Genomic DNA, 14058 nt, shown 5'->3' with positions numbered 1-14058 from the left:
CTGCTCCAGCAACACCCGCCAAGCAACTTTCTGCTGAATCCACGACAGGCACTTAGCGCCAGACTGGATCCAACTAACTCACTTATTAAAAATCGCCCTTAACAGCAACTTCAAAAAACTATTTAATCCTTTTATTTCAACTATTTAACAAAACTAAAACCCCTAGAAAATAATCTGGCACGATCTCTGCTCTACCCCTATTAGCGAAACTTTAACGGGGGAGATTCACATGCATAAACTTAATCCAATCACCAAGAGTATCTGGTTAACCTTGCTGCTGTCCGGGGGGACTGTCAGCGAGGGGCTGCTGGCGGCGCAATCCAAGGACGCAGACAGCGACAAGACCACCACGGAGCCTTCACTCAAGACGGTCACCGTCACCGCTCAACACCGGGAAGAAACCCTGCAAGAGGTTCCGGTGGCCGTGTCGGCGGTACAGGGCACCAGCCTGATAGCCGATGGCGTGCGCAATATCGGCGACATCACCACATTCGTTCCCAACGTAGCGGCGAAGAACCCCGACGGCGATGGCCGGCCGCGTTGGTACATTCGCGGCCTCGGCACCGGTGATACGGGCGCGGCCACGGTGTTCCCGGTGGGGATCTACGCCGATGACGTGTACCTGAACGCACCGATTGCCGGTGGCGGGCCGTTGTTCGACCTGGAACGCGTGGAGATTCTGCGCGGTCCGCAAGGCACGCTGTACGGCAAGAACACTACCGCCGGCGCGGTGAACATCATTTCCAAAAAGCCGACTTTCGACACTGACGGTTTCGGCACCATCGGCTTCGGCAGCAAGAACGAACGCATCGTCAGCGGTGCCCTCGGCGGCGCGCTGGTGGATGAAAAACTCGCCGCACGGGTGGCGCTGTATTCCGAAGAGCGCGACGGTTTCCAGAAGAACCTCGTCGACGACAACACCTACGGCGACGTCAACAAGAAAGCCGTACGCCTGCAATTCCTCGCGCAACTGAACCCGGACCTGGAGGCCCTGCTGAAGATCCACAGCCGCGAATTCAAAGGAGATGGCAGCAACGGCTCGCTGGCCGTCGGTCGTTACTACAACGTCGGTTATCAACGACCCAACGGGCGCGACACCGCGCTGAACGTCAACGAGGACTCCAAGCTTGATCACGACGGCACGTCGCTGACCCTGAACTGGAATTTGGGTGATTACACCCTGACGTCAATCAGCGCTTATGACTACATCCGCGGCCAGTCCACCAGCGACGCCGACTACACGCCTTTTGAGGTGAACGGCGCGGCGATTTCCGATAACAAATACACCCAGTACTCGCAAGAAATCCGCCTGGCATCGCCGCAGCAGGAGACCCTGCGCTGGCTCGCCGGTGCGCATTACTTCCACGAAGACCTCGACAGCTCGGCCCAGCGCATCATCACGCCCGGCCCGACACCGAACGGCACCGGCTCGAACCAGACCGGCGGCGCCACCGATTTTCGTGACCTCAACTTCGACCACACCACCGACAGCTATGCGTTGTTCGGCAACCTGACCTACGACTTCACCGACGACTTCAGCGTCACCGGTGGCCTGCGCTGGACCCAGGAAAAGAAAGACATCGACCTCAACCTGACCCAACTGACCCGCACCACTGCCAACGGCCCGCTGGTGCCACTGGGCGGCGCCGGCACCAACGGCAATCGTCAGGAAGACAAGACCTGGGAAGCCTGGACGTACGACCTGACGCCGGAATACCGGATCAACGACAACGTGCGCGTGTTCTTCCGTTATGCCCATGGCTTCCGTTCCGGCGGCTTCAACACCGGACTGTCGACCAGCCTTGCGCAGCTGACCACGGTTGACCCGGAACAACTCGACGCCTACGAAATCGGCCTCAAGTCCGAGTGGTTCGACCATCGCCTGACGGCCAACGCCAACATTTTCTACTACGACTATTCGGACATTCAGGTGAACCTGCTGACGGTCAACAACGGGGTGTTGACCACCGCGCTGACCAACGGCGCCAAGGGTACGGTCAAGGGCGCCGAGCTGGAGCTCGAAGGCCAGCCGACGGACTACCTGCACTTGCGGGCGGCGGTGTCGTTCCTCGATACCGAATACACCGATTTCAAAAACACCAACCCGACCACAGGCGCCGTCACCGGTGACTACAGCGGCAACAGCTTCGTGCGTTCGCCACGCAACGTGGTGTCGCTCGGCGCCGATTACACCTTCCCGCTGGAGATCGGCGGCAAGCTGGTGGCCGGTGGTGACGTGAGTTTTCGCGACAAGGAATACTTCCTCGCCGATCGCCAGAGCAGCGCCGACAAGACGCTCACCCAACCCCATTACACCCTGGCCAACACCCGCCTGACCTGGTTCAGCCCGGATGAAAAACTCAGCGTCACCGGTTTCGTCAACAACCTCACCGACCGTCGCTACCAGGTCCATGGCCGGCCCAACGGCACCCTCGGTCAATACGTCATCACCTACGGCGACCCACGCACCGTCGGCCTGAGCGTGACCAGCCGCTTCTGATCCCGGTTCACACACCTCTCCTGTAGGAGCCGGCTTGCTGGCGATGGGGCCCGTGAGCCTTGCATCGCAGGTAAGGACGCCATCGCCAGCAAGCCGGCTCCTACAAGGATTGTGTTGTTCTCAATTTCAGTGACACCGCTTCTCCCTGTAGGAGCTGGCTTGCCAGCGATGAGGTCTTCAAGCCTTGCGTCGCCAGTGAGGACGCTATCGCCAGCAAGCCGGCTCCTACAAGGATTGTGTTGTTCTCGATTTCCGTGACACCGCTTCCCCTGTAGGAGCTGGCTTGCCAGCGATGAGGCCTTCAAGACTTGCATAGCCAGTGAGGACGCTATCGCCGGCAAGCCGGCTCCTACAAAGGATTGTGTTGTTCTCAATTTCCGTGACACCGCTTCCCCTGTAGGAGCCGGCTTGCTGGCGATGCGGCCTCAAGGCGCGCATCGCTCATGCGGTCGCCATCGCCGGCAAGCCGGCTCCTACAGGGGCTGCGGACCTTTTAAGGACTCTGCTCATGTTCCATCGCACTCCGTTGGCCGGCGCTATTGCGCTGGTCTTAGGCAGCCTTGCCGTGCCTGTAATAGCTGCCGAAACCAAACCTGCCGCCACTTCCGATCACCTGGACACTGTCGTGGTGCTCGGTACCCGGCGCAGTGATGTCACCGCACTGGAAAGCGCCGCGCCGGTAGACGTCTTGACCAGCGAGCAATTGCAGCAGACCGGTGCCAGCGACCTGTCCGGCGCGCTCACGGCCCTGTCGCCTTCGTTCAGCTATCCGCAATCGCCCCAGGGCGCGTTCGCCGGTTCCATCGCTCAGGGCGCCTCTTTGCGTGGCCTGGCCTCCGATCAGGTGCTGGTGCTGGTCAACGGCAAGCGCCGCCACACCAGCGCCAACGTCACGCGGCAAAGCCTGGTCAATGGTCGTGGCGCCGCCGCGGTCGACCTGAGCCTGATTCCCTTGAGCTCGATCCAGCGCGTCGAAATCCTGCGCGACGGCGCCGCCGCTCAATACGGCTCCGACGCCATCGCCGGGGTGATCAACATCGTGCTCAAGGAAAAGGACGACGGCGGCAACCTCGGCTACCGCTTCGGCGGCTACGACAAGGGTGACGGCATCCAGCGCAAACTCAGCGGCTGGAAAGGTTTCGCCCTGCCCAACGACGGCTTCCTGACCCTGAGTTTCGACGCCGGCAGCCAGGACCCGGCCAGCGACACCAACCCTGACAACCGGATCTTCTACCCCGGTTCCACCAGCATCAACACGCCGCGCGAGCAGAACAACCGCTACCGCACCTGGCGCTGGGGCTCGGGCAATGTCTCGGACCAGTACAACTTCGCCGCGAACAGCGAAGTCGGCATCGGCGACGGTCTGACGGCCTACGGTTTCGCCACCTACTCGCACAAAAACACCGACGCCGAAGGCTTCTTCGACCCGCCCACCACCCTGCGCAACAACTACAGCAGCACCGCGTTGCAGCGCTTCCCGGACGGGCGCCTGCCGATCACGCGCTATTCGCTGGAAGACTATGCGCTGACCGGCGGCCTGCGTTACGAAGACGACCTTCTGGGTAAATTCGACTTCGCCGTGAACCATGGCAACAACACCCTGAAGTCCACCGACCGTAACGCGATCAACCCCAGCTGGGGCGCCACCAGCCCGGAGAAAATCTTCACCGGCGAACGGGAGGTCGATCAGACCAACGTCACGCTGGACTGGGTGCGGGATTTCCCCACCGACCTGCTGTTCAAGCCGCTGACGCTCTCGGCCGGCCTGGCCTGGCGCCAGGAGAATTACGAGCTGAGCGCCGGCGAAGCGGCTGGCTGGCAGAACGGCCCGTTGTTCAACACCGTCGACCCGGTCACCGGCCGGCGCATCCCGGGTTACTACTCGGGCATCACCCAGGTCGATGCGGCTTCACTGGACCGCAACGTGCTGGGTGCCTACATCGACGTCGAAGGGCAGATCACCGAGAAATTCCAGGCCGGCGTCGCGGTGCGCACCGAGCACTATTCGGACTTCGGCGACACCACCAACGGCAAACTGTCGCTGCGTTATGACTTCACTCCGCAGATCGCCGCACGGGCCACGGCCAGCACGGGTTATCGCGCGCCGTCGCTGGTGCAGAGCGGCTTGTCTTCGTTCAGCGTGCAGGTGGTCGAGCAACCGCCCGGCAGCGGCAACTTCGTCGAAGTGCAGCAACGCACATTGCGCGCCGACAGCCCGGAAGCGGCGCTGCTGGGCGGCAAGTCGCTGAAACCGGAAGAGTCCACCAGTTATTCCCTGGGCCTGGTCTGGCGTCCGTTGGCCAATGCGTCGGTGACGCTGGACGCCTACCGGATCGACATCGACAACCGCATCACCCTCTCCGATCAGTTGCCGGCGGCGGTGGTGTCGCCGATTTTCGCCGGCACGCCCTACGCGAATATCCAGAGCGCGGCCTTCTACACCAACGTTGCCGACACCCGCACCGACGGGATCGAGCTGATGGGTAACTATCAACTGGACCTGCAGCAATGGGGACGCCTGAACCTGAGCAGCGGCATCAGCCAGAACAACACGAAAATCACCGCGTTGCGCGATGTCGGCAATATCAAGGGTTCGCAGATTGTCGGCCGTACCACCCAGGGCCTGATCGAGGACGGCACACCGGAAACCAAACTGGTGCTTAGCGCCAACTGGCTGTTTGATGAATGGGGTGTGACCGTGGCTCAGCGTCGTTACGGTGAATGGAAAAGCCTCAACGCCACCAACCCGACCCTGGACCAGACCTACAGCCCGCAATGGGTCACGGACCTGGATGTGTCGTACACCTTCAACAAGGCGCTGAAGCTGTCGGTGGGCGCGATCAACCTGTTCGACACGCACCCGGACAAGGCGGATGGCGCGCAGTTGTACGGCGTACCGAAATACTCGATCACCAGCCCTGAAGGTGCGCAGGGTGCGTTCTATTACACCAGCGTCAGTTACGAGTTCTGACGCGGGTGCTGATGGGGTGTTGCTGGGGCAGCAATGGGTGCTGGCATGGCATCAATGTGCGGCGCATAGGCTGACGTCTTCGCGGGCAAGCCTCGCTCCTACAGGTTACGAATTGTCCCTGTAGGAGCGAGGCTTGCCCGCGAAGGCGTCAGTGCGATCAACCACTCTCTGTGCGATGGCACACCTCTTGCGATACCCCTGCGGTACTTCGCCGAAATAAGACCCGCCATGCGTACCCGACGTCTGTTGTTTTCCCTGACCTGGCTCATCTCCCCTGCCGCCCTGTTGTTGCTCTGGGCGGTGGTGGCCGAGGCCGGGATTTTCCCGCGCAACCTGCTCGTCCCGCCCGCTCAGGTGTGGCAGACCTTCGAGGAATTGTCGGCCAGCGGTGAGCTGCTCGACCACTTGCTCAACAGCCTGTCACGACTGGGGCTGGGTTTCGGCATAGGCTCGCTGCTGGGCCTGGCGTTCGGGGTGCTGATGGCGTTGTCGAAGAACGTCGAGATCTACTGCTCGCCGCTGTTCCACACCCTGCGCCAGATCCCCAGCATCGCGCTGATCCCGATGTTTGTGTTGCTGTTCGGCATCGATGAAACCTTCAAGATCATCATCGTCGCCAAGACTGCGTTCTTCCCGGTGGCGCTGGCCGCCAGCGAAGGGGTCAAGGCCATTCCGCGCAGCTACTTCGAAGTCGCCGATGTGTATCGCCTGCGCTGGCCGACGTTTGTCCGCGCCATCGCCCTGCCCGCTGCCGCGCCGCCGATCATCACCGGTTTTCGCATCAGCCTGACCCGCGCCTGGGTGGTGTTGGTGGCCACCGAGTTGCTGGCCGCCGACAGCGGTCTGGGGCAGATGATCGAAATGAGCCGGCAGATGTTGCGCATTGATGTGGTGATGGTCGGGATTGTGGTGACCGGCGTTATCGGTTTCGCCCTGGACTTTACCTTTCGCCAACTGGAACAGCGGCTGTTCCGCTGGCAGACCCGCTAGGAGCCGATGATGATTCGATTGCTTGCCAAATCCCGTGGCCTGCTCCTGCCGCTGTTGTTGATCGGCGGCTGGGAATACCTGTCACGCCAGGGTGCCGCTGGCGCGTACGCCTTTGTGCCGTTGTCGGCGATCGGCGCGGCGTTGCTCGAACTGTTGGCCAACGGCGAGTTGCTGGTGAACCTGCTGGCCAGCCTGGCCCGCACCAGCACCGGCCTGGCACTGGGGATTGTCTTCGGCGTGTTGCTGGGGGTGCTGATGGCGCTGTCGGCAGTGGCCAATCGGCTGGTCGGGCCGCTGTTTCATTCGATCCGCCAGGTGCCGATGCTCGGCTGGATTCCGTTGATCGCCATGTGGTTTGGCAATGGCGAGTTTTCCAAAGTGTTGATCGTCAGTCTCGCGGCGTTCTATCCGATGGTCCTCAACACGTACCAGGGTTTCAGCCATGTCGAGAAGCGCTATCGCGAGGTCGGTCAGGTGCTGGTGCTGAGCCGCTGGCAACGCTTTCGTCATGTGCTGCTGCCAGCGGCGCTGCCGAGCATTGCCACCGGCGTGCTGCATGCGCTGGCGTTTGCCTGGGTCACCGCGGTGGGCAGCGAACTGTTCCTGTCTTCGGGCGCCGGCCTGGGCAACCTGATGATGAACGCCGAAGCCGGCTCACGCATGGAAGTCATCGTCCTCAGCGTGCTGTGCATCGGCCTCTGCGGTTACCTGATGACCCTGCTGTTCACTCTTCTTAGCCGCCATCTGCTGCGCTGGCGCAACATTCGCTGAAAGGCCGATAACCATGAACGCAATTGCCCAACACGCTGTGCCACACAGCACCTCATTACACACCGGTGCGCTGCAGATTCGCGGCTTGAGCAAGGCCTACCGGATCGAAGGCCAGCCTTTGCCGGTGCTGCAACAGATCAATCTCGACGTGCGTCCCGGTGAGTTCGTCAGCATTGTCGGTGCCAGCGGTTGCGGTAAGTCGACGCTGCTGCGGCTGGTCGTCGGGCTGGAGGACGACTATGAAGGCGAGATTCTGCTGGATGGCAAACGGGTGGTCGGCACCAGCCTGGAACGCGGGATCGTGTTTCAGGACCATCGACTGTTTCCGTGGATGACCCTGAAACAGAACATTGCCCTGGCGCTGAAAAACCATCCGTTGTCCAAGGCAGAAAAGGACCGTTTGGTGGCCGAGCACATTGCGCTGGTCAACCTCGAAGGTTTTGAAAACGCCTACCCCCACCAGTTGTCCGGCGGCATGGCGCAGCGCGCGGCCATCGCCCGCGCACTGATCAACCAACCGAAAGTGCTGCTGCTCGACGAACCCCTCGGCGCCCTCGACGCCCTGACCCGGGTGCGCCTGCAACACGAGTTGCTACGCATCTGGGTGCAACAGCGCTGCACGGTGATCATGGTCACCCACGACATCGAAGAAGCGCTGTACCTGGGCGACCGGGTCATCGTGATGGACGCCCACCCGGGCCGGATCAAGCACGAAATCAAGGTCGACCTGCCCCACCCACGGGACCGGGCTTCAACGGTTTTGCAGGGGTACAAGGAACAGCTGCTTGAGGAGTTGGTGGGGCATTAAACGCTGGACCTGTAGGAGCCGGCTTGCTGGCGATTGAAGCGACGCGGTGTGTCCGATGCGCCGCCATCGCCGGCAAGCCGGCTCCTACAAGGTCATTTGATCAACACAGAATCCTGTAGGAGTTGGCTTGCCGGCGATGGCGTCTTGCTTGATATACCGCGCCGATCCGATCGCCAGCAAGCCGGCTCCTACAGGATCAGGGGGCATCCAGAGCCTTTCTGGCAGCTGGCTTTAAAAAGAACCAAAAGGAATTAATAAATACATAAACAGTATTTATCGTTATAAAAATATCCGCGTAATCTCAGACCATCCCGTCATTCACCACGACAGTGAAGAGCCCTATGAATCCGACCGCCAACATCATCGACTTCACCAGCTACCGCAAACGCAAACAAGCGCAGCAACGGGCACGGGCCATGTGGGAAATGTACGCACGCAATGCTGGCCTGCAGGCCTTTCAGTGGGTTCAGGCTTCGCGTTCGACCGAGACTCGTCAGGCGTGAATACACAAAACCCCTCGCGCTTTCTGGCGAGCGCTGACGAACCCGTGCTGGACCTGAACAACCTCGAATCACTGGAAGAGGACCCGATCTGCGAGCGGGTCGCGCAAAACCTGCAACGCCTGCGGGGCAAGCGTCACCTGTCCCTCGACGCCCTTGCGCGACAATGCGGTGTGAGCCGGGCGATGCTCGCGCAGATCGAATCCGGACGCAGCGTGCCGTCGATCAAAGTGCTGTGCAAAATCGCCAAAGGCTTGAAGGTTTCGGTGGCCGCATTTCTTGAACATCGCGCCTTTGAAGGGGTGGCCGTGTTATCGGCGAGCCAGAGCAAACGCCTGGTCAGCGCCAGCGGCGCCTTTGTCAGTCGTGCGCTGTTCCCGTTTGACGTGGCGCGCCAATCGGAATTTTACGAACTGCGCCTGAGCCCATTGGGAGAGGACGTTTCCGAGGGCCATGGCCCCGGCGTCCAGGAGAACCTGGTGGTTTCGCAGGGCGTACTGGAAATCAGCGTCAACGACGAACGCTACCTGCTTTCCACCGGCGATTCGATCCTGTTTTACGCCGACCAGCCCCACCGCTATCGCAACCCGGCGGACAGTGAAGCGGTGGCGTATCTGGTGGTGACTTACCCGGAACGCCTCGACTGACAAAACCGACTTGCGGGTGATGGCGGCTTTGCTGACGCCATCGCCGGCAAGCCGGCTCCTACAGGGTAGGTGGTCAACTCCAATTCATCGAACGACGCAGACATTGTAGGAGCCGGCTTGCTGGCGATGGCGATCTCAAGTACGCCTTCGCCGGCAAGCCTGGCTCCTACAGGGTCGTGGATGCCCCCAGTTTTTCGGACGACATCAAACTGTAGGAGCCGGCTTGCTGGCGATGGCGATCTCAAATACGCCTTCGCCAGCAAGCCTGGCTCCTACAGGGTCGTGGATGCCCCCAGTTTTTCGGACGACATCAAACTGTAGGAGCCGGCTTGCTGGCGATGGCGATCTCAAATACGCCTTCGCCGGCAAGCCTGGCTCCTACAAAAGCAGGACATTAAAAAGCCCGGCCAATCTGCATTGGCCGGGCTTTTTAATGGCTGTCGCTCAGGATCAGCAGGTGCAGCACATCATCGGCATGCCATTGCAGCTCATCATCATCGGCATGCTGCAATCGTTCATCATTTTCATCATCAGGGTGCAGCAGTTTTTCATCATGTCCATGTTCATGCCCGCCATCGGCATGATTTTGCACATCATGCCGTCAGCCATCATGGTGCATTCCATCACGCACTTCATCGACGGCATCGGCATGCCCATCATCGGCATTGGCATCATCATGTTCATCATCGGCATGGCCATGGCCGCCTGGGACATGCACATCATGCTCATGTTGCCGCAGTGCATCATCATCGGCATGCCGCAGTTCATCATCATCTGCATCATTTCTGCGCTGTTCTTGAACATCGCCATGTCCATGCCAGCGGCCGGCATCATTTTGCACATCATGCCGTCGTCCATCATTTCGCACGTCATGGTCGCCATCATCATCGGCATGCCCATCATCGGCATCATCGGCATGTTGGCGTTCATCGGCATTTGCATCTGCATGGCGTTCATCATGGTGTTGTTCCCCAAAGGTTTGAATAGTTGGACGAAGCTGATGGCGCCGATTCTAAGGATTGGACCGGGGGCAACAAGATGACCATCGAACAGCGGAATTTGATGCTGGGGCAGCTTTAACGAGGTGGATGGAACGTCTATTTCTGCCATGACCGCCATTCGGATTTGATTGCAGACACAACCCGATCCACAACGCGGATTTTACGGTTATGGATATGCAGAAGAGGTCTATTTAAAGAACCGAAAGAAATAATCGTTCTAACTGAACGAATAATTTTTGAAGCACAGCTTATTTCAGGCAAAAAAAATCCCAGGCAGCTGATGGACGCCTGGGATTTAAAAATGCATAAACCGTGGTGGTGAACGCGGTGCGGATATTACGGAATATTTCACCGTGTAACAAGATATTTTGACTCACCACCTGGTTACTAATCTTTCCAAGTCCTTAAATATCCACACTTTTTTTAAGGTCGAGTGACGAAAAGCGGTCAACTACAAGTACCAGCGATATTCACGCGCATTGATGTCCTGCATAAATGCCAAATGGTCCTGACGCTTGTTTTCGCAGTAGACATTTACAAACTCCGCACCCAATCCCTCACGCAACTGCGCGTTGTGTTGCATGGATTGAACGGCCTCCAGCATCTCCAGCGGGAAGTTGATGCCACTGCTGCGATCTTCATTCAACGGTGCTATCGGTTGACGACCGGTTTCGAGTCCTTGTTCCAACCCGACCAGAATCGCCGCCAACACCAGATACGGGTTGGCATCGGCACCGGCGAGGCGATGTTCGATGCGTAGATTCCTCGCGTCCGACTCAGGAACCCGCAGGCAGGCGTCCCGATCTTCAAAGCCCCAACTGGCACGCGTCGCGACATTCACGGTGCCGCTCAAGCGACGCAGCGCATTGTGGTTCGGCGCGAAGATCGGCATGCAATGCGGCAACAGTTCAAGGCAACCGGCCACGGCATGGCGCAGCGGCTGTTGGTCATTGGCCGCTAAAAGGTTATTGCCCGCCTCGTCGTACAGGCTCACATGAACATGCATGCCGCTGCCGGGGTGTTGCAAGTAAGGCTTGGCCATGAAACTGGCGCGGTAGTTGTGCTTGAGCGCCACGCCACGGGTGCTGCGGCAAAACAGCGCCGCCCAGTCGGCAGCCCGCAGGCCGTCATCCAGGTGACCGAAGTTGATCTCGAACTGCCCCGGGCCCAGCTCGGCAGTAATCACCGTGGTGTCGATGCCTTGCGCCCGCGCCGTCTCGACCATTTCATCGAGTACCGGCGCAAACCGCGACAGCCGCTCGATATGCATGTTCGGCTGATCGTCCGCATCGTCGGTCAGCGGATCGCGCGCAAACTGCGGCAAGCCGTCACGCAACTGGCGATCGAACAGGTAGAACTCCAGTTCGAAAGCCACCACCGGGAAGATCCCTTTGCCAGCGAGGCGCTCCAGCACTTGCGCCAGCACTTCCCGTGGCTCGAAGACGATCGGTTTTTCAGTGCCGCTGGAGGTGATCAACATCTGCCCCAGCGGCTGTTTTTCCCAGTCGACGATTTTCAGCGTACCCGGCACCAACCGACGGGGCGCATCCGGGTCGCCGTCGTTGAAACAGTAGTCGCCGATTTTGAACAGCCCGCCTTGAGTGCCGAGCAATACACAATTCTGCGGCAGCTTGAGCGCGCTGCCGGCGGCGACCTTTTCGAGCATCTCGATCGGATAGCGCTTGCCGTAGAAATGCCCCGGGATATCCAGGGAAATCAGGTCGACGTAGCGCACATCCGGAAAGCGCTGCCGAAATGCGCGCACTTCAGCAACCAGATCAGAGCAGACAGCATCCATCATGTTGTTCCTTGTTGTTTTTATCAGGTGTAAACCCAGAGCACCCGGGTGAGCTGATCGGTGAGATTGCCGTAGCGGCAATGGGTATGGCTGGCTAGTTGAAAGCTGTCCCCGCCCCCCAGGGTGACCGGTTGATTGTCATCCAGCCAAAGTGTCAGTTGCCCTTCGAGCACGTAACCGCCCTGCTCCGAGCTGTCATCCATGTGCCGGTCACCACTGCTGGCGCCGGGCTCGAGACGGCTTTCGAGCATCGAGAACGAGGCGCGCATTTTCGGCGAGACCAGGATGTCGGTGATGCCGTCGGCGTAATACAGCGTGCGGCGCTCGTCCGGCCGGGTCACCCACGGCAAGGCCATGGGTTTGGGCAGGCTGTAGAAATAGGTGGTCGGCACGCCGAGGGTTTCGCTGATCGCGGTCAAGTCCGCCACGGTCGGACGTGACAACCCACGCTCGACTTGCGAGAGGAAACCGACAGAGCGACCGATCTTGTCCGCCAGTTCCTTGAGCGTGTATTTCTTGTGTTTGCGCAGGTCCTGAATCAGGATCGCCAGCGCCGAAATCTCTTCTTGCATGTCCATCTGAAAGCTTCCAGAAAATGTGCGTTTCAAAGGCTGTCGCGCAACCGATACCAGGCCTTGCCGATGGCTTCCAGGGGCGCGGCCATGTATTTGCCGCCGGGGAAGCTGCCGTTGACCAGGCCCTGATACAAGCCCAGCTCATCTGCCTGACCGAGTATCGCGTCGGACACGGCGCGAGCCCCGGCCAGGGTCGGCAGCACACCATGGCCCGAATAACCCTGCAGCCAATAGAGATCGCCGCGTCGGCCAATGTCAGGTGTGCGTTTGAGCGTGAGGTCGATATGGCCGCCCCAGGCGAATTCCAGTTCGACGCCCTGGAGCTGAGGAAATACCCGTTGCAGGAACGGCCGGGTCGCGGCGGCGATGTCCTTCGGCATGCCGCCCAGGTAGGTGCAACCGCCGCCGAACAGCAAGCGGTTATCCGGTGTACGACGGAAATAATCGAGAACGAACTGATTGTCGGTGACACAGACATTGCTCGGCAGGAGCGCGGTCGCCTGTGCTTGCGAGAGCGGCGCGGTGGCCACCTGATAGGTGCCGACCGGCAACACACAACTTGATAGCTGCGGATCGAGCCGGTCCAGATAGGCGTTGCACGCCAGCACCAGCACATCGGCCCGGATGCGCCCGCGCTCAGTGGTGACCACGTACCGGCCACCCTCCTCGCGGTAATTCAGCGCCTTGCTTTGTTCATGAATACGACCACCGGCGCGCTCGATGGCCGCAGCCAGGCCGAGTGCCAGTTTCAACGGGTTCAGGTGCCCGCCTTCAGGATCAAACAGGCCCGCCTGGTAGCGCTCGCTGGCGACCCATTGCGGCAACTGCTCACGGGGAATGAATTGCAATCCATCGTGGCCCCATTTGTGGCTCGCCTCGTGTTGCCACTCGGTCAGCAGGCTCACCCGGCGCGGCATCACCGATGTCCAGAGGTGGCCGGGCCGATAGTCACAATCGAATTCATGCCGGGCGGGCAGCGCGCGCAATTCCTGCGCGGCCCAGCGCATGCCGTCCCACAAGCGTCGCGCACGCTCATAACCCAGCGCGGCCTCCAGCGGCGGCATATCGCACGACCAACCGAGAATGGCCTGGCCGCCATTGCGCCCCGACGCCGCCCAAGCCACTCGACTGGCTTCCAGCAGCGTCACGCGTTTGCCCGCCAGGGCCAGTCGCAATGCCGTGTGCAAACCACTGAAGCCGGCGCCGATGATCAACACTTCAGTGTCGTGCTCGCCCTCCAACGCCGCACGTTCCACCAAGCGATCTGCGCAAGTGTGAGCGTAGTAACTGGCGACGTGGCGGGTGGATTGCTGGAACATGCGGGCCTCATGAAATTTTATTATTTAAATTTCATGAAAAAATACACACGTTATTTCACGAACGCAAGAACCTGTAGGAGCGAGCCTGCTCGCGATGGAGTGTCAGCAAACCTATGTGGCTGACATTCCATCGCGAGCAGGCTCGCTCCTACAGGGATTCAGGTGATTTCCGCTCAGC

Annotated in this window: 11 protein-coding genes; 7 read left to right on the top strand and 4 right to left on the bottom strand. The window is 60.0% G+C overall.

Annotation, left to right across the window (positions count from 1 at the left end; translation table 11 throughout):
* Positions 1-229 precede the first annotated feature (229 nt).
* The 7 genes from IB245_RS27375 to IB245_RS27345 all read left to right on the top strand — a co-directional run bounded on the left by IB245_RS27375 (position 230) and on the right by IB245_RS27345 (position 9187).
* Positions 230-2500 (top strand): TonB-dependent receptor, encoded by a 2271-nt coding sequence (locus tag IB245_RS27375; RefSeq protein WP_192229254.1) that lies wholly within the window; start codon positions 230-232, stop codon positions 2498-2500.
* A 508-nt stretch (positions 2501-3008) separates the two neighbouring features.
* Positions 3009-5471: a TonB-dependent receptor plug domain-containing protein gene (locus tag IB245_RS27370; RefSeq protein WP_192229253.1), complete on the top strand. Its 2463-nt coding sequence runs from the start codon at positions 3009-3011 to the stop codon at positions 5469-5471.
* 228 nt (positions 5472-5699) lie between these two features.
* Positions 5700-6461 (top strand): ABC transporter permease, encoded by a 762-nt coding sequence (locus IB245_RS27365; RefSeq protein WP_008029130.1) that lies wholly within the window; start codon positions 5700-5702, stop codon positions 6459-6461.
* Between the two features lie 9 nt (positions 6462-6470).
* Entirely contained in the window at positions 6471-7232 is a 762-nt protein-coding gene (locus IB245_RS27360) for an ABC transporter permease (protein WP_008029127.1), read from the top strand.
* A gap of 13 nt (positions 7233-7245) precedes the next feature.
* On the top strand, positions 7246-8040 hold the full coding sequence (locus IB245_RS27355) for an ABC transporter ATP-binding protein (protein ID WP_192229252.1): 795 nt from the start codon (positions 7246-7248) through the stop codon (positions 8038-8040).
* 341 nt (positions 8041-8381) lie between these two features.
* Positions 8382-8543: a hypothetical protein gene (locus IB245_RS27350; protein WP_192229251.1), complete on the top strand. Its 162-nt coding sequence runs from the start codon at positions 8382-8384 to the stop codon at positions 8541-8543.
* 53 nt (positions 8544-8596) lie between these two features.
* The gene (locus IB245_RS27345) at positions 8597-9187 is read left to right on the top strand and encodes a helix-turn-helix domain-containing protein (RefSeq protein ID WP_162130711.1); all 591 of its coding nucleotides are present in this window, start codon (positions 8597-8599) and stop codon (positions 9185-9187) included.
* Positions 9188-9637: 450 nt separating this feature from the next.
* Here IB245_RS27345 and IB245_RS27340 read toward each other — a convergent pair whose 3' ends face one another.
* The 4 genes from IB245_RS27340 to IB245_RS27325 all read right to left on the bottom strand — a co-directional run bounded on the left by IB245_RS27340 (position 9638) and on the right by IB245_RS27325 (position 13880).
* Positions 9638-10147: a hypothetical protein gene (locus IB245_RS27340; protein ID WP_081500240.1), complete on the bottom strand. Its 510-nt coding sequence runs from the start codon at positions 10145-10147 to the stop codon at positions 9638-9640.
* Positions 10148-10639: 492 nt separating this feature from the next.
* Entirely contained in the window at positions 10640-11986 is a 1347-nt protein-coding gene (locus IB245_RS27335; protein WP_032828749.1) for a glutamine synthetase family protein, read from the bottom strand.
* Positions 11987-12009: 23 nt separating this feature from the next.
* Complete coding sequence (locus IB245_RS27330; RefSeq protein ID WP_192229250.1) at positions 12010-12564, bottom strand: helix-turn-helix domain-containing protein; 555 nt, start codon at positions 12562-12564, stop codon at positions 12010-12012.
* Positions 12565-12590: 26 nt separating this feature from the next.
* Positions 12591-13880 (bottom strand): NAD(P)/FAD-dependent oxidoreductase, encoded by a 1290-nt coding sequence (locus tag IB245_RS27325; protein ID WP_192229249.1) that lies wholly within the window; start codon positions 13878-13880, stop codon positions 12591-12593.
* Between the last annotated feature and the right edge of the window lie 178 nt (positions 13881-14058).

Origin of the sequence: Pseudomonas sp. PDM02, assembly GCF_014852285.1 — a bacterium.
Lineage (GTDB): Bacteria > Pseudomonadota > Gammaproteobacteria > Pseudomonadales > Pseudomonadaceae > Aquipseudomonas > Aquipseudomonas migulae.
The sequence above is the reverse complement of the archived record's forward strand: the minus strand, read 5'-3'. Positions and strand labels throughout refer to the sequence as shown.

What these genes read in the sequence shown, in the direction of transcription:
- IB245_RS27375 (WP_192229254.1), top strand. Translation starts at nt 230, where the DNA reads ATGCATAAACTTAATCCAATCACCAAGAGTATCTGGTTAACCTTGCTG.
- IB245_RS27370 (WP_192229253.1), top strand. Translation starts at nt 3,009, where the DNA reads ATGTTCCATCGCACTCCGTTGGCCGGCGCTATTGCGCTGGTCTTAGGC.
- IB245_RS27365 (WP_008029130.1), top strand. Translation starts at nt 5,700, where the DNA reads ATGCGTACCCGACGTCTGTTGTTTTCCCTGACCTGGCTCATCTCCCCT.
- IB245_RS27360 (WP_008029127.1), top strand. Translation starts at nt 6,471, where the DNA reads ATGATTCGATTGCTTGCCAAATCCCGTGGCCTGCTCCTGCCGCTGTTG.
- IB245_RS27355 (WP_192229252.1), top strand. Translation starts at nt 7,246, where the DNA reads ATGAACGCAATTGCCCAACACGCTGTGCCACACAGCACCTCATTACAC.
- IB245_RS27350 (WP_192229251.1), top strand. Translation starts at nt 8,382, where the DNA reads ATGAATCCGACCGCCAACATCATCGACTTCACCAGCTACCGCAAACGC.
- IB245_RS27340 (WP_081500240.1), bottom strand. Translation starts at nt 10,147, where the DNA reads ATGATGAACGCCATGCAGATGCAAATGCCGATGAACGCCAACATGCCG.
- IB245_RS27335 (WP_032828749.1), bottom strand. Translation starts at nt 11,986, where the DNA reads ATGGATGCTGTCTGCTCTGATCTGGTTGCTGAAGTGCGCGCATTTCGG.
- IB245_RS27330 (WP_192229250.1), bottom strand. Translation starts at nt 12,564, where the DNA reads ATGGACATGCAAGAAGAGATTTCGGCGCTGGCGATCCTGATTCAGGAC.
- IB245_RS27325 (WP_192229249.1), bottom strand. Translation starts at nt 13,880, where the DNA reads ATGTTCCAGCAATCCACCCGCCACGTCGCCAGTTACTACGCTCACACT.